The following is a 15,255-nucleotide window of genomic DNA, read 5'->3' as shown; positions in this document are numbered from 1 at the left end:
ACCGATCTGTCACACCCCTTGACGTGTGGCCCAGCTCACGGCATATTTGCCAAATCGATTTGGCAAACGGCCACTGGAGGCCCCATGTTGCACAGCACTCGTGACTCGGACGTCGACGAATACCGCCCGATCGGCCGGACCCTGCTCTTCGGCCTGCAGCACCTGATGGTCATGGCCGCGACCCCGATCTCCAGCGTCTACCTCATTTCCGGAGTCCTGGACCTGAACCAGCGGGTCACGCTCAACCTGCTCGCCGCATCGCTCGTCCTGTCCGGGATCGGCTCGCTCGTGCAGTCGATCGGAGCCGGGCCGATCGGCGCCCGGCTCCCGTTCGTGATGCTCCCCGGCGGCGCACCGGTCATCCTCTTCATCGGGATCGCGCAGGCGCACGGCGGACGAACCGCCACCGGCGCAGTCATCCTCACCGGACTCTTCTACTTCCTGGTGCTTCCCCTCTTCACCAAGCTGCTGCGCTTCTTCCCGCCACTGGTGATCGGAACGATGATCACCGTCGTCGGCATCAACCTGGTCAAGGTCGGTGCGCAGCTGATGTTCGGCGACCCGAAGAAGCCCGGGTATGGCGACGGGCACTCGATCGCCTTGGGAATGATCACGATCGGCATCATCGTCACCGCCATCCTGGTCGGCCGCGGCGTCGTGCGGCGCATCGCACCGATGATCGGTCTCTTCGCGGGAACGCTGGTGGCCTGCGCGATGGGACGCGTCCACTCCCCCGATGCATTCGCGTCAGGAGCGATGCACGCACCCACCTTCCTACCGTTCGGCACACCGCGATTCGACGTCGTCGCCGCCATACCGCTGCTGTTGTTCAGCATCGCGTCGATGGCCGAGGCCACGGGCCAGACCGTCATCAACTCCGAGGCCGTCGGGCGGAAGCCCGACATCGCCCGCGATGCGCCCCGCACGATCCGCGGCGATGCCGTTGTCTCGACCGTCGGCGGCTTCTTCGGTATGCCGCTGATGGTGACCAGCGGTGAGAACGTCGGCATCGTGCGGATGACGGGTGTGCGTAGCCGATACGTGACCGCGGCGGCCGGAGTCATGCTCGTCGTCTTCGGACTGCTCGCTCCGATACCCCGTCTGATCAGCGTCGTGCCGGCCGCCGTCGTCGGCGGCACCTCGGTGGTCGTGTTCGCCGTCGTCGTCGTGCTCGGCATCCAGATGCTCGCCCGGGCCGACCTGGAGGACCACGGCACGATGTTCGTCGTCGCGGTGTCGCTCGGCCTCGGCCTGATCCCCATCCTGCTCCCGGCGCCGTATGCCGTCCTGCCGGACAACGCACGCATCCTGCTGGAGAGCGGTGTCGCGGTGAGCACGTTCAGCGCCGTCGTTCTCAACGCACTCCTCAACTTCGGACCGCTCGCACGACGTCGAGAGGCCGCCAGTCCCACCGCCGCACTCAAGAAGGCAGCATGATCAGCCATCCCGAAGACCTCGACACCGACTACGTCATACTTCCCGAAAAGGTGCTGCTGGCAACGGGATTCGTCGATGACGCCGCAATCGCCATCGAAGGCGAAACGATCTCGTGGGTCGGTCCGCGGGATGACCTGCCGCCGCAGCATCGACAACATGAACGACACGACTTGCCCGGACACGCGGTGATCCCCGGTTTCGTCGACGCGCACCAGCACCTCACCCAGAGCTTCGGCTCGACCTTCGCCTACGGCGAGCCATCGGAGATATTCCGCCGGGTCTGGCTGCCATTGGAGCAGTCGCTGACCGAGGAAGAGCTGACCCTGAGCGCCGAGCTGGCAGCGTTCGAGTCGATGCGCGGCGGCTTCACCGCGGTCGCCGAGGCCGGCACCCGCTCGTCGCACGACGTGGGTCTCATCGCCGACGTCGCGCGTCGCTGTGGGCTGCGGACGGTGCTCGGGCTGATCTGCCACGACGTCGGACCCGACGCTGCATCCGCGGACGACGTCATTCGGCGCGCGGAGCAGCACCTGTCGCGCTACGAGCACGACCCGTGGGTCGTCCCGTCGCTCGCCGTGGCCGTCCCCGAGATGGCCACCGATAAGACGTTGCACCGGCTGGCCCGACTCTGCGAGGAGTCCGGGGCGGTGCTCCAATCGCACGTCAACGAACACCTGGCGTCGGTCGAACGATCCCTCCTCGCCGAGGGGAGACGACCGCTCGAGCGCCTCGACGCGGTCTCCGCCGTCGGGCCGTGGCTGTTGGCGGCGCACGCCGTCCTGCTGACACCGCAGGAGATGATGCTGCTGCGGGACCGGGGCGCAGCATGGTCCTACAACCCGGTCGCCAGCTCGTGGAAGGGAAACGCCATCGCCGACGCTCTCACCATGCTCGCTCTCGGAGTCCGCACGGGTCTCGGCACCGACGGGACCCGAGGCGACGGGTTCCGGCTGATGGACGCCGCGGAGACCGCCGCCCGGTTCGCCTCCGCCGGCCGGGTCGGTGACCCGTTCGCCGGCGAAGGGCGCGCGTGGCTCGACGCCGCGACCCGTGGCGGAGCCGATGCGATCGGTATGGCGGACACCGCCGGCACGATCCGGCCGGGAGCCCCTGCCGACTTCCTCGTCCTCGACCTGCGCGTCCCGGAGCTGACCCCGAGCCACGACCTAGCCTGGGATCTGGTGCGGACCGGCAATCGCGATCAGCTCAGAGCCGTCGTCACCGCCGGGCGGCCACGGATCATCGACGGACGCCTGGTCGGTTCGGATCAGGAGGACCTCCTGCAGCGGGCCTCCGCGGCCGCGCACGCGGCCACGAGCCGTGCGGGCCTGCGAGCGCGTCGGCAGCGATGAGCATCACCGCCCTCGTCATACTCTCCGTGACCGTGATCGCGGCCGGGTTCGTCCAAGGTCTGAGCGGCATCGGCTTCGCGTTGATCTTCGCCCCGATCGCCGGTCTCATCAACCCCGGCATGCTGCCGGTCACCCTTCTGGTGCTGATGCTGCCGCTCAACGCGTTCGTCACCTGGCGCGAGCGCTCCGCGGTCGACTGGCACGGCTTCCGCTGGATCGCTGTCGCCCGCGTCGCCTCGACACCGCTCGGCCTGTTCGTGCTCACCGTGGTGCCGAAGGGGCGGCTCGGCCTGCTGATCGGTGCAGCCACCGTGCTCGCAGCTGTCGTCAGCCTCATCACCCCGGACTTCCACCCGTCACGCGGCGCGTTCCTCGGCGCCGGCGTGGCCACGGGGCTCTGTGAGACGGCCACCGGGGTGGGCGGCCCGCCACTCGCGCTGGTCTACCAGCACGCCCCCGCGCCGCAACTGCGGTCGACCGTCGCGGCGTCCTTCTTCCTCGGCGAGCTCGTCTCGGTCGGGCTGCTCCTGGTGCGCGGCGTCGGCAGCGCCCGAAGCGTGCTCGACGCCGCCTGGCTGATCCCGGCGCTCGTGATCGGGCTGCTGCTCAGTTCGCGGGTGCACCACCGGATCGACAGCAAGCGGCTCCGGCTGCTCGTCCTGACCTTCGCGCTCGTGTCAGGCGTCGTGCTGATGCTGTCCTGACGACTCCCGTATGACGAGCTCGGGTGCCGGCAACGAGACCGGCCCGGCCGGTTCGCCGGCTATCCGGGCGAGCAGTAGGTCCACTGCGGCGCGAGCGGCTTCCGGCAGGCGCAGCTGGACCGCGGTGATCGGCGGGCGCGTGGCCCGCGAGCGCGGTCCGTCATACCGGGTGACGACCGTGAGTTCGGGAGGAATCCGGCCCGCCTCCGCAGCGGCGCGGACCGCACCGGACGCGAAGGCGTCGACCCACGCCGCGACCGCATCGACCTCCGGGTCGTCGCGCAGCAGTTGCCGGGTGGCGGCGTAGCCACCGTCCTCACCGTCCGCCTCGGGAACCGTCCGGATGATCGGCTGCCACCCCTCCCGCTCGGCGATGCGGCGGTAGGTCGCCTCGGCGTCGCGGTAGGTCACGCGATCCCGGTCGCCGAGCAACAACGCGGGCCTGCGGCTGCCGGTCCCGACGAGGTGCTCGATGAGGATCGTGGCGACGGCTTCCGTCTGCAGCGGTATGACGAGCTCGTCGTCCCGCGCACCCGGAAAACTTCCGACCGCGACGAACGGCACTGCGTCTGCTCGCAATCGGTCGATGATGGGGTCGCCCTCGGCTGGCTCGACCACGATGACGCCGTCGACGGACAACCCCGGCAGGGCGTCCGGGAGGCTCGGCCCCATCGGGGGCAGAAGCACCATCGTCTGCCGGTGGTCGAAGGCCCGCTCGGCGGCAGCGGCGGCCAGCTCGAGGAAGAAGCCCTGGTGCGCGGCACCGCCGGCCACGGCGACGTCCATCGACGACGCGATCGCCAGTGCCTGCGACCTGCCGCGACGCAACGCCTGAGCGCGCGGACTCGGCCGGTAGCCGAGTCGGGTCGCAGCGTCCAGCACGCGCTGGCGAGTGACCTGGTTGACACGGCCGGAGCCGCTGAGCGCGTGCGACACCGTGGTTGCCGAGACCCCCGCGGCACGGGCGACGTCCGCGATCGTCGCACGCGGGACATGGGGACGGGGTCGCACACGGTCAGACTAAGTGACGAGCGCGCCAACAGGCTCCACCTCGCCGGTCGATACCCTTGTCCCGTCACACTCAAAGCCTCGCCCTGGTGCGGTACGTCCAAGGTTGCTGGACCGCCGCTGCGCGCCTGACCAGCAACCTTGGCCGCCTCGGCCAGCTGTTTTTGATTGACTGCACAAGGAGCCTTCACAACCCATGACGCCGACCCACGGCCAGGTGCTGACCACTTTTGACGGCGGAGCCGCGCTGTCGCCGTTCCGCGCCGCCGCGCTGCTGACCCGGCTGCAGGCCGTCGCACCCTCGGTCTCCGCAGTCAGCGCACGCTTCGTGCACTTCGTCGCCACCGACTCCGCTCTCGACCAGCAGGCGGAGCAACGGGTGCGTGAGCTGCTCACCTATGGCCCTGCCGACGAGCCGCTCGCCGACGCGACCGAGATCTTCGTCGTCAGTCCGCGCCTCGGCACGCTGTCGCCATGGGCGTCCAAGGCGACCGACATCGCGCACAGCTGCGGGCTGGACATCCACCGGGTCGAGCGCGTGACCGAATTCGCAGTGCGCGCAGGCGAACTCACCGATGCCGAACGCTCCGCCGTGGTCGATGTCCTGCACGACCGGATGACCCAGAGCGTCCTGCCGTCCCGCGAGGCGGCGGCCGCGCTCTTCGACGAGCCCGACACGGAGCCGATGCAGCGGATCGACGTCCTCGGCGGCGGTCGCGCAGCGCTGGAGGCTGCCAACCTCGAGCTCGGACTCGCCCTCTCCGACGACGAGATCGACTACCTCGTCGATTCTTTCGAGGGCCTGGGCCGCAACCCCTCCGACGTCGAGCTGATGATGTTCGCGCAGGCCAACTCCGAGCACTGCCGGCACAAGATCTTCAATGCCGACTACATCGTCGACGGCGAGCCGCAGACGACCTCCTTGTTCGGGATGATCCGCCATACCGAGAAGGTCTCCGGCGCCGGCACCGTGGTCGCCTACAAGGACAACGCCTCCATCATGCAGGGCGGCCGCATCACCCGATGGCTGCCGGAGACGCCCGACGCACCCAGCGCGTATGTCGAACGCCCCGACGACGTGCACGTGCTGATGAAGGTCGAGACGCACAACCACCCGACGGCCATCTCGCCCTTCGCTGGCGCGGCCACCGGAGCCGGCGGCGAGATCCGTGACGAGGGCGCGACCGGTCGCGGGTCCCAGCCGAAGGCCGGCCTGACCGGCTTCGTCGTGTCCAACCTGCACCTGCCGGGCACCGACGAGCCCTGGGAGCGCGAGACGTATGGCGCCCCCGACCACCTCGCGACGCCGCTCGACATCATGCTCGACGGCCCGATCGGCGCGGCAGCCTTCAACAACGAGTTCGGTCGCCCCGGCCTCGGCGGCTTCTTCCGTGTCTACGAGCAGACCGTCGATGGGGTGCGCCGCGGCTACCACAAGCCGATCATGAGCGCCGGCGGCCTCGGTGCGATCAGCGCCGACCAGACCGAAAAGGTCCTGTTCCCAGCCGGATCGCTGCTGGTGCAGATCGGCGGCCCGGGTATGCGCATCGGCATGGGCGGCGGTGCCGCTTCCTCGATGGCATCCGGTGACAACGCCGCGAACCTCGATTTCGACTCCGTGCAGCGCGGCAACCCCGAGATCGAGCGACGCGCGCAGGAGGTCATCAACCACTGCTGGTCGCTCGGCGACGCGAACCCGATCCTCGCCATCCACGACGTGGGCGCGGGCGGCCTGTCCAACGCCTTCCCCGAGCTCGTCGACGACGCCGGTCTCGGCGCGCGCTTCGACCTCGGCGCGGTCCCGTTGGAGGAGAAGGGCCTGTCGCCGAAGGAGATCTGGTGCAACGAGTCGCAGGAGCGCTACGTGCTTGCGATCGCACCGGATTCGCTGGAGCAGTTCGCCGAGCTCGCCGCTCGCGAGCGGTGCCCGTTCGCCGTCATCGGCACCGCCGCCGACAACGGTCAGCTGATCGTAACTGCTGGTCGAGTGCCGGAGGAGCGAAGCGGGGGAGGTGTATCGAGATCGGACAGCACCGACGTTCCCATCGAGATGCCGATGGAGGTGCTGCTCGGCAAGCCCCCGCGGATGGTCCGCGACGCGAAGCGCGTCACGCGATCGACACCGGAACTCGACCTGGCCTCGACTGACCTGCGCGACCTCGCGTATGCCGTGTTGCGCCACCCCACCGTCGCCAGCAAGCGCTTCCTCATCACGATCGCCGACCGCACCGTCGGTGGCCTCACCCACCGCGACCAGATGGTCGGACCGTGGCAGGTGCCGGTCGCCGATGTCGCCGTAACCCTTTCGGATCTGGTCGGATTCACCGGTCAGGCAATGTCCTCGGGCGAGCGCACGCCGATCGCGTCCGTGGACGGTCCCGCCTCCGGCCGGATGGCCGTCGGTGAAGCCATCACGAACCTGATCGCCGCCCCGATCGCCGCACTCGACGGCGTCAAGCTGTCCTGCAACTGGATGGCGGCCTGCGGTCGCGACGGCGAGGACGCCGCCCTGTTCGACACCGTCCACGCGGTCGCGATGGAGCTGTGCCCGGCGCTCGGCATCGGTGTCCCGGTCGGCAAGGACTCGTTGTCGATGAGCACCCGGTGGACCGACGGCGACGAGGCCCGCGAGGTGCAGTCGCCGGTCTCACTGGTCGTCACCGCGTTCGCGTCCCTCCCGGACGTCCGCGGCACCCTGACCCCGCAACTGCACCCGGACGCCGACACCGAGCTGCTGCTGGTCGACCTCGGCGCCGGCAACACGCGCCTCGGCGGCTCCATCGCCGCGCAGGTGCGCGACGAATTCGGCGGCGCACCAGCCGATCTCGTTGATCCCACACACCTCCTCAACCTGGTCGACCTGCTTGCCCGACTCCGTCGGGACGACCTGGTCAGCGCCTACCACGACCGCTCCGACGGCGGCCTGTGGGCGACGGTGACCGAGATGGCGATCGCGGGCGGTTGCGGCGTCAGCATCGACGTGCCGTCGGTCGCCGCGCTCTTCGCCGAGGAACTCGGCGCCGTCCTCGAGGTGCCGGCCGACCGGCGTGCAGCCGTCGAGGCGGCGCTGCGCGACGCCGGGCTGGCCGACCTCGCGCACTTCATCGGTCGCCCCACCGTGGCGTCCACCGTCGAGGTCACCATCGATGGCGCCGCCGCGCTGAGCGAGCCGACGGTCGACCTCGCGCAGGCGTGGGACGACGTGTCCTGGCGGATCAGCTCGCTGCGTGACAACCCCACGTGCGCCGAACAGGAGCACGCCGAGGTCGGCACCCGGCGCGGTGGTCTCGTCGTACAGCCGTCCTTCGACCCCACCGACGACATCGCGGCCCCCTACCTCAACGTCGGCGCGAAGCCGCGCGTCGCGATCCTGCGCGAGCAGGGCGTCAACTCCCACGTCGAGACCGCATTCGCCTTCCACCGTGCGGGATTCGAGGCCATCGACGTCCACATGACCGACCTGCAGGCCGGTCGTCACGACCTCACCGACGTCGCCGGCCTGGTCGCCTGCGGTGGCTTCTCGTACGGCGACACCCTCGGCGCCGGCGAGGGCTGGGCCCGCTCGGTGCTCTTCAACGACGGCCTGCGCGAGACGTTCGCGGCGTTCTTCGGCCGGCCGGACACGTTCGGCCTGGGCATCTGCAACGGCTGCCAGATGTTCGCCGCGCTCGCCGATCTCATCCCCGGCGCACACGCCTGGCCGCGCTTCACCCGCAATCTGTCCGAGCAGTACGAAGCCCGGCTCAGCCAGGTCGAGGTGCTCGACTCCCCCTCGATCTTCTTCTCCGGTATGGCGGGCAGCCGCCTCCCGATCGCGGTCGCCCACGGCGAGGGCCGGGCCGACTTCTCGGAGCGCGGCCACCTCGAAACCGTCGAGCGCGCAATGCGATTCGTCGACGCGACGGGTGCACCGGCCACGACATACCCACTCAACCCGAACGGCTCACCCGACGGCCTGACCGCGGTCACCACGCCGGACGGCCGGTTCACCGCGATGATGCCGCACCCCGAGCGGGTGCAGCGCAACATCCAGCTGTCGTGGACCGACGCCCCGGCGAGCGACCCGAGCCCGTGGCTGCGGATGTTCCGCAACGCGCGGGCCCACGTCGGCTAGCCAGCCGCGCAGCCTCCCCTCACACCCCTTCTCATTGAGCGGCATACATACGCATTGAGCGGCGTACGAAATCGGCCCGATTTCGTACGCCGCTCAATGCGGGACTATGCCGCTCAATCCGGAAGACACACCGTCAGGCGAAGGTGCGCCCCGTCAGCACCTCGTAGGCCTCGACATACTTGGCGCGCGTCTGCTCGACGACCTCGTCGGGCAGCGCCGGCGGCTCCTCGCCGGACTCCTTCGACCAGCCACTGGCCGCCGAGGTCAGCCAGTCACGCACGAACTGCTTGTCGTATGACGCCTGCCGGTGCCCCGGCTCCCAGCCGGCGGCCGGCCAGAAGCGCGACGAGTCGGGCGTGAGCACCTCGTCGGCGAGCACGACGGTGCCGTCGGGGCGGATGCCGAACTCCACCTTGGTGTCGGCGATCAGGATGCCGCGCGGCGCCGCGATCTCGTTACCGCGTTCCAGGATCCGCACGGTGAGGTCGCGCAGCTCCGCGGCCCGATCGGCACCGACCTCGGCGACGACGTCCTCGAACGGCATCGGCTGGTCGTGCTCCCCGGCCGGCGCCTTGGTGGACGGTGTGAAGACCGCCGGCTCGATGCGCGACGCATCGACCAGACCCGTCGGCAGCTTGAGACCGGAAACCGTTCCGGTCGCTTCGTATTCGGACAGTCCACCGCCGGTGAGATACGCACGCGCCACACACTCGACGGGCACCATGTCGAGCTTCTCGACCAGGACCGCACGTCCGGCGACGGCGTCCGGGACATCGGTCGACACGATCTGGTTCGGGACCAGCGACTCGAGCTGCTCGAACCACCAGAGCGACAGCTGCGTGAGGACCTTCCCCTTGTCGGGGATGGGGGTCGACAACACGTGGTCGTAGGCGGAGATGCGGTCGGATGCCACGAGCAGCACCTGGTCGGTCCGCGGGGCGCCCGAGTCGTCGAGCGGGGCATACAGGTCTCGGACCTTGCCGGAGTAGACGTGGGTGAATCCGGGCAGCTCAAGGGCGCTGGTCATGCGCAGATTCTCCCAGCCACCGGAACGACCCGGGCATTCGGGGGACGATCCGCCGCGCGGTACGTTGGACGGGCTGTAAGCCACACACCAGCCACGAAGGAGATTCGACATGGGTCTGAAGGACAACCTGAGCAACCTTGCCGAACAAGCCAAGGGCAAGGCGCAGGAAGCCATGGGCAAGGCGACGGGCGACCAGGGCCAGCAGGCCGAGGGAGAAGCCACCCAGTCGTCGGCCAACTTCAAGCAGGCGGGTGAGAACCTCAAGGACGGCGACCTGAAGGGCGCCGCGAACGACGCCAAGGACGCGCTCGACTGAGCTTTTTCGCTCTGCTTCTCGCGAGGGCCCCGAACGGCAGCTACCGCTGTTGTCCGGGGCCTTCGCTATGCCGTCGGCAGCGTGACTCGGCCCTCCGCCGCCGCCAGCGCAATGTCCGTGCGGTGATGTGAGCCGCGCAGCTGCACCCGGTCGACCACGTCGTATGCCGCGGCACGAGCCGTGGCCAGATCCGCGCCCACGCCGACAGCGGACAGCACCCGTCCACCGGCCGACACCAACTCACCCGAGTCGTCACGCGCGGTCCCGGCGTGCAGCAGATAGGCCTCGTCCGAGCCACCGTCAACACCCTCGACACCCGAGATCGGGTCACCGGTGCTCGGTGACGCGGGGTAGCCCTCACTGGCGATGACCACGGTGACGGCCGCGTCGTCCTGCCACGCCAGCGGCGGCAGCTCGTCCAGCTTTCCGTCGGCGGCGGCGCGCAGCAGCGTTCCGAGCGGCGAGCGCAGCCGAGCGAGCACGACCTGCGTCTCCGGATCACCGAAGCGGGCGTTGAACTCGATGACCCGCGGACCGGCGGCGGTCAGCGCCAGCCCGACATACAGGACACCGACGAAGGGCGCGCCGCGTCGCCGCATCTCATCCACGGTCGGTTGTGCGACCCGCGCGACGACGTCGCTCACCAAGCCTTCGGGTGCCCACGGAAGCGGCGAATACGCCCCCATACCACCGGTGTTCGGGCCTTCGTCGCCGTCTGCGGCGCGCTTGAAGTCCTGAGCAGGCTCCAGCGGGACGACCGTCGTGCCATCGGTGATGCAGAAGAGGGACACCTCCGGACCGGAGAGGAACTCCTCGACGACAACGGTGCCGCCGGCGGCGAAGCAGCCGCGCGCATGGTCGAGCGCGTCCTGCAGCGAATCGGTCACGACGACACCCTTGCCGGCGGCGAGGCCGTCGTCCTTGACGACATACGGAGCGCCGGTCGCCTCGAGAGCGGCGGTCGCCTCCTCCGGGGTCGCGCACACATAACTACGCGCGGTCGGCACGTCCGCCGCAGCCATGACTTCCTTCGCGAAGGCCTTGCTGCCCTCGAGCTGCGCGGCCTTCGCGGACGGACCGAAGACGGCGACCCCGGCCTCACGCAGCGCGTCCGCGACACCGGCGACGAGGGGCACCTCGGGGCCGATCACGACGAGCTCGCTGCCGAGGGTGCGGGCCAGCTCGACGATCGCCGTGGTGTCGGTGACGCCGCCGGCCAGCGGGTGGCACTCCGCGATGGCGGCGATGCCCGGATTGCCCGGCGCGGCGTCGACCTGCGTGACGTCGGGGTCGCCCAACAGTCCGCGAACGATGGCGTGCTCTCGGGCACCTGAACCGATGACAAGGGCTCTCACGGGCCATGAGCCTAACGTGGCCGGACGGATGAACCCGGTGGGCGCCGAAGTGTGGGAGAAATGGCGGTGGGCCCTTCCCGAAAGTCAGGGGGGAGGTCTCCCGGGAAGGACCCACCAACGAACACAGGGTCAGCCGGAGGGGGACTCGGCGACGCTTCCGCGCTCGTCACGACCCGAAGGTCGTTGAACCCACTATGACATGCACGCGGCGAACTTGTTAAACAGCTGCTGTCGGACTGTCGTCAATGTCGGCAATCCGCCATACTATGTCCACGAAGCGCACCATGAGCGCACCATCAGCGCGCCGCGATCACGTCGTCATCACGCCACCACCGCACGAGGAGCAGCCGCCTGTGCCGAAGCGCCGTACCCCTCCGATCACTGCCCCGGTGGCCCAACTCGACCCCGACGACGACGAGGTCGCCCCGCTCTACCTGGCCATCCTCGAGACCGGCAATCCATCGCGCAAATCCCTTCTGGCCCAAGGCTTTACGGATGATCAGCTGAAGCGCCTGCTGCCCGTCCTGGAGAAGCGCGGGATGATCCAGCCGCTGGACGGCGAGTCGTGGTCCGTGGTGCCACCGGACGTCGCGATGCCCGCGTTCGCCGCAGCACTGGAAGCGCGTGCCCGGATGGTGCGGAACACGGCGCAGTCCTTGTCCCGGGTCTACCTGCGCACCCGCTCCGCCGAACGCACCGAAACCACCTCGGGCGCGGTCCTGCTGGAGTCGCTGGTCGACGTCGCACAGGCTCTGCACCAGGTCACCACCACCGCACAGGAATGGGTCCTGTCCAGCCGCGCCGACTCGCCGCTGTCGCGCTACCTGCTCGAGGCACCGCGGACCGTTTCGACCACTCCGTTCGTCAACAGTCAGGGCGATCCGCTGGATGTGCGGCTGGACATCGACCCGGGCCTGCTGCCCGAGCCCAACGTGCTCGAGATCATGCAGGCACGCTTCGAGGCGGGCGACGACGTGCGACTCACCCGCGACGTCCCGTTCACCGGCGCCGTGAACGACCAGGGCCTGGCGATGATCGATCTGGGCGACGACGGCGGCTCCCCGGTCGGCATCCTGCTCAATCGTCCGGCCGGAGGTGCGCGCGTCCAGGCGGTGCTGGAGTTCGCCTGGCGGGCCGGCACGCCATGGCGGCCGTCGAACGCGCCGGCTTCGGATTCCGACGTCCTCGACCCCCGCGATCGGAGCATCCTGCGCCTGATGGCCGGCGGCGTGTCGGACGCCGCGATCGCCCGCCAGTTGGGCATCTCCTCACGCACCGTCGAACGTCGTGTGCGCGTCCTGCTGGACCGGCTGAATGCGACCACCCGCTTCCAGGCGGGCGTGCTGGCCGCCCGGCAGGGTCTCATCTGATGAGCCGATTAGACTTGGCGGTTCGCTGCATTCGCAGTGGTCCATCCACCCACCTCATGGGGGCGTTGTGAGTGTCGATCGAGCCGAGGGAACGGCTCCCGGGGTGTCGGCTGCCGTCGCAGCCGAGATCGCGGGCGAGCAGGCGCATGTCGATCAGGTCTATGCCGAATTGACCAAGGCCGGCGAGCGCGCGGCGCTCGTGGAGGCCGAGGGCCTGGCTCGCGGCCGCACCGACCGGACCGGCGAGGCACGCGAGGAAGAGGTCACCGGCCTCTTCGAGCGGGATGCGCTGGTCTTCAACGCCGGACGCCGGCGACAGAGCCTGCAGACGCAGTACGAAGGCCTGGTCTTCGGCCGTCTCGACCTCGAGCACGACAAGCCGGACGAGCACGGCGAGACGCGCGAGGTCCGCTACATCGGCCGCCTCGGCGTGCGTGACGACACCTACGACCCGCTGGTCATCGACTGGCGCGCACCGGCGGCCTCGCCCTTCTACCGCGCCACCCCGGTCGAGCCGCAGGGCGTCATCCGGCGGCGCGTGCTGCGCTGCCGCGACTCACGGGTACTCGGTGTCGAGGACGACCTGATGGTGCCGGAGGCGCCCGAGGGCATGGTCGTCGTCGGCGACGGCGCACTGATGGCCGCGCTCACCCGCTCCCGCGGCGCCCGGATGCGCGACATCGTCGCCACCATCCAGCGGCATCAGGACGAAGCGATCCGCGCGGACAGCTCCGGCGTCACCGAGATCACCGGTGGTCCGGGCACCGGCAAGACCGTGGTCGCGCTGCACCGCGCGGCATACCTGCTCTACTCCCAGCGCCGGAAGTTCGAAGCCGGCGGGATCCTGGTGGTGGGCCCGTCCGCGGCATACACCGCCTACATCGAGCGCGTGCTGCCCTCGCTCGGCGAGGACAGCGTCACCCTGCGCTCGCTCGGCGACCTCGTCGACGGTATGACGGCAACCCGCTTCGACTCCCCCGACGCCGCGGAGGTGAAGGGCTCGACACGCATCCGGCAGGTACTCAGCCGTGCCGCCCGCGACACTGCGCCCGACTCCGCGACGCAGCTGCGGGTGATGGTCGACGGCCAGCCGATCCGCATCGACACACCCGAGCTGCTGCGGATCCGGCGTCAGGTGCTGCGCCATCACCAGCACAACGCGGCCGCCGAGGCCGCGACCGCGGCACTCGCCGAAGCCGCCTGGCGGCAGGTCAGCACCGCCGACGAGAAGTCCGAGTTCATCGACCACTTCACCGACCATCGCGAGGTCGAGGCCTTCGTGCGCGACTGGTGGCGACCGGTCGACCCGCGTGAGGTGCTGTTGTGGCTGGCCGACGACGAGCGCGTCGCGTCATACACGCGCGGCATCCTCAGCGCGGAGCAGACGACCCTGCTGCGTGACTCGATGCGCGTCGCACTCGCCGAGGGCACCTGGTCGGTCGCCGACGTCGGCCTGGTCGACGACGTGCTCTCCCGCGTCGGGGTCGTGCCGGACGCGCCGCGCGAGGAACGCGGCTTCTACGAGATCGAGGAGCTCGACGACCGCGGAGTCGCCGAACTCGGTGTGCAGCAACGCTTCCGGAGCGACCAGGTCGGCTATGAGGTCACCCCCAGCGACCCGCGCGAACGGCTGCTGGTCGGCAAGGTCAGCCGCTCCGACGACTACGCGCACGTGCTGGTCGACGAGGCGCAGGACCTCTCCCCGATGCAGTGGCGGATGCTCGGACGCCGCGGCCGTTACGCCTCGTGGACCGTCGTCGGCGATGCCGCACAGAGCTCGTGGCCGCTGGCCGAGGAGTCGGTGCGGGCGCGCGACGAGGCGTTCGGCAACAAGGCGCACCGGCGCTTCCACATGGACACCAACTACCGCAACGCCCGCGAGATCTTCGACTACGCGGCGGAGCAGATCCTGCCCGTGGTGCCCGATGCCGACATCCCGCAGGCCGTCCGCGAGACCGGCGTCCTGCCGGTGCAGGTGACGACGTCGCAGCACGCGTTGCCGGACGAGGTGCGCGGGGCGGTCAAGAACCTCCTGGACGAGGTCGAGGGCAGCATCGCCATCATCTCCCCCGCCCGGCACCGCGAGTCGCTGGCGCACGTGCCGCAGGAAGCGCACGAGCGCGTCATACTCGTCGACCCGATGTCGACCAAGGGTCTCGAGCACGACGCCACCGTCGTGGTCGACCCCGCCGAGATCATCGCCGAATCACCAGGTGGCGCAAGGGTTCTGTATGTCGCCCTGACCCGCGCCGCACATCGCATGACAGTTCTGGAGGTGCACGACGTATGACGAACGACATGCTTGACGCATACCGCCGCTCCATCGACAACTTCGACGCTGCCCTGATCCACATCCTGGCCGAGCGCTTCCGCATCACCAAGGCGGTCGGCGAATACAAGGCCACCCACGAGCTCCCGCCCGCCGACCCGGCGCGTGAGGAGAGACAGATCGCCCGATTGCGTGCACTGGCAACCGAATCCGGGCTCGATCCGGAGTTCAGCGAGAAGTTCCTGCGCTTCGTGATCGACGAGGTCATCCACCACCACGAGCGCATCCGCGAGTCGGGCTGAG

11 protein-coding genes are annotated in these 15,255 nt (G+C 69.6%); 8 read left to right on the top strand and 3 right to left on the bottom strand.

Annotated elements, in window-relative coordinates:
* Window positions 1–84: 84 nt before the first annotated feature.
* From VG502_RS19120 to VG502_RS19110, 3 genes are read left to right on the top strand one after another with little or no spacing between them, the layout of a single operon-like run.
* The gene (locus VG502_RS19120) at window positions 85–1,437 is read left to right on the top strand and encodes a uracil-xanthine permease family protein (protein WP_325551723.1); all 1,353 of its coding nucleotides are present in this window, start codon (window positions 85–87) and stop codon (window positions 1,435–1,437) included.
* Window positions 1,434–2,789 (top strand): amidohydrolase family protein, encoded by a 1,356-nt coding sequence (locus tag VG502_RS19115; protein WP_325551722.1) that lies wholly within the window; start codon window positions 1,434–1,436, stop codon window positions 2,787–2,789. The genes VG502_RS19120 and VG502_RS19115 overlap by 4 nt, the downstream gene beginning before the upstream one ends.
* Window positions 2,786–3,493, top strand: coding sequence for a sulfite exporter TauE/SafE family protein (locus VG502_RS19110; RefSeq protein WP_325551721.1), 708 nt, complete (start codon window positions 2,786–2,788; stop codon window positions 3,491–3,493). The genes VG502_RS19115 and VG502_RS19110 overlap by 4 nt, the downstream gene beginning before the upstream one ends.
* Here the strand turns inward: VG502_RS19110 and VG502_RS19105 are convergent.
* Window positions 3,467–4,504, bottom strand: a complete 1,038-nt coding sequence (locus VG502_RS19105; RefSeq protein ID WP_325551720.1) for a LacI family DNA-binding transcriptional regulator — start codon at window positions 4,502–4,504, stop codon at window positions 3,467–3,469. The genes VG502_RS19110 and VG502_RS19105 overlap by 27 nt on opposite strands.
* 193 nt (window positions 4,505–4,697) lie before the next feature.
* On the opposite strand from VG502_RS19105, the gene purL reads away from it, so the two are divergent.
* Entirely contained in the window at window positions 4,698–8,615 is a 3,918-nt protein-coding gene (gene purL / locus VG502_RS19100) for a phosphoribosylformylglycinamidine synthase (RefSeq protein ID WP_325551719.1), read from the top strand.
* Window positions 8,616–8,748: 133 nt separating this feature from the next.
* Here the strand turns inward: purL and VG502_RS19095 are convergent, their stop codons facing one another.
* Window positions 8,749–9,642 carry a phosphoribosylaminoimidazolesuccinocarboxamide synthase gene (locus VG502_RS19095; RefSeq protein WP_325551718.1) on the bottom strand — a complete coding sequence of 298 codons (894 nt, stop codon included), beginning with the start codon at window positions 9,640–9,642 and terminating at the stop codon, window positions 8,749–8,751.
* A 109-nt stretch (window positions 9,643–9,751) separates the two neighbouring features.
* Here VG502_RS19095 and VG502_RS19090 point away from each other — a divergent pair, with 109 nt between their 5' ends.
* On the top strand, window positions 9,752–9,958 hold the full coding sequence (locus tag VG502_RS19090; protein WP_325551716.1) for a CsbD family protein: 207 nt from the start codon (window positions 9,752–9,754) through the stop codon (window positions 9,956–9,958).
* Window positions 9,959–10,023: 65 nt separating this feature from the next.
* Here the strand turns inward: VG502_RS19090 and purD are convergent, their stop codons facing one another.
* Entirely contained in the window at window positions 10,024–11,313 is a 1,290-nt protein-coding gene (purD, locus tag VG502_RS19085) for a phosphoribosylamine--glycine ligase (RefSeq protein WP_325551714.1), read from the bottom strand.
* Between the two features lie 284 nt (window positions 11,314–11,597).
* On the opposite strand from purD, the gene VG502_RS19080 reads away from it, so the two are divergent.
* The 3 genes from VG502_RS19080 (at window position 11,598) to VG502_RS19070 (ending at window position 15,254) form a co-directional block, all read left to right on the top strand.
* Window positions 11,598–12,683, top strand: a complete 1,086-nt coding sequence (locus tag VG502_RS19080; protein ID WP_325551713.1) for a helix-turn-helix transcriptional regulator — start codon at window positions 11,598–11,600, stop codon at window positions 12,681–12,683.
* A 67-nt stretch (window positions 12,684–12,750) separates the two neighbouring features.
* Window positions 12,751–14,973 (top strand): HelD family protein, encoded by a 2,223-nt coding sequence (locus tag VG502_RS19075; RefSeq protein WP_325551711.1) that lies wholly within the window; start codon window positions 12,751–12,753, stop codon window positions 14,971–14,973.
* On the top strand, window positions 14,970–15,254 hold the full coding sequence (locus VG502_RS19070; protein ID WP_325551710.1) for a chorismate mutase: 285 nt from the start codon (window positions 14,970–14,972) through the stop codon (window positions 15,252–15,254). Before VG502_RS19075 ends, VG502_RS19070 begins: the two co-directional genes overlap by 4 nt.
* Window position 15,255: the final 1 nt, after the last annotated feature.

Origin of the sequence: Flexivirga sp. (assembly GCF_035551235.1) — a bacterium.
Taxonomy (GTDB): Bacteria; Actinomycetota; Actinomycetes; order Actinomycetales; family Dermatophilaceae; genus Flexivirga.
This window is presented reverse-complemented; position numbering and strand designations above follow the sequence as displayed.

Excerpts from the sequence above, each read along its gene's own strand:
- VG502_RS19110 (WP_325551721.1), top strand. The coding sequence starts at position 2,786 with ATGAGCATCACCGCCCTCGTCATACTCTCCGTGACCGTGATCGCGGCC.
- VG502_RS19115 (WP_325551722.1), top strand. The coding sequence starts at position 1,434 with ATGATCAGCCATCCCGAAGACCTCGACACCGACTACGTCATACTTCCC.
- VG502_RS19095 (WP_325551718.1), bottom strand. The coding sequence starts at position 9,642 with ATGACCAGCGCCCTTGAGCTGCCCGGATTCACCCACGTCTACTCCGGC.
- VG502_RS19080 (WP_325551713.1), top strand. The coding sequence starts at position 11,598 with ATGAGCGCACCATCAGCGCGCCGCGATCACGTCGTCATCACGCCACCA.
- purL (WP_325551719.1), top strand. The coding sequence starts at position 4,698 with ATGACGCCGACCCACGGCCAGGTGCTGACCACTTTTGACGGCGGAGCC.
- VG502_RS19070 (WP_325551710.1), top strand. The coding sequence starts at position 14,970 with ATGACGAACGACATGCTTGACGCATACCGCCGCTCCATCGACAACTTC.
- VG502_RS19090 (WP_325551716.1), top strand. The coding sequence starts at position 9,752 with ATGGGTCTGAAGGACAACCTGAGCAACCTTGCCGAACAAGCCAAGGGC.
- VG502_RS19120 (WP_325551723.1), top strand. The coding sequence starts at position 85 with ATGTTGCACAGCACTCGTGACTCGGACGTCGACGAATACCGCCCGATC.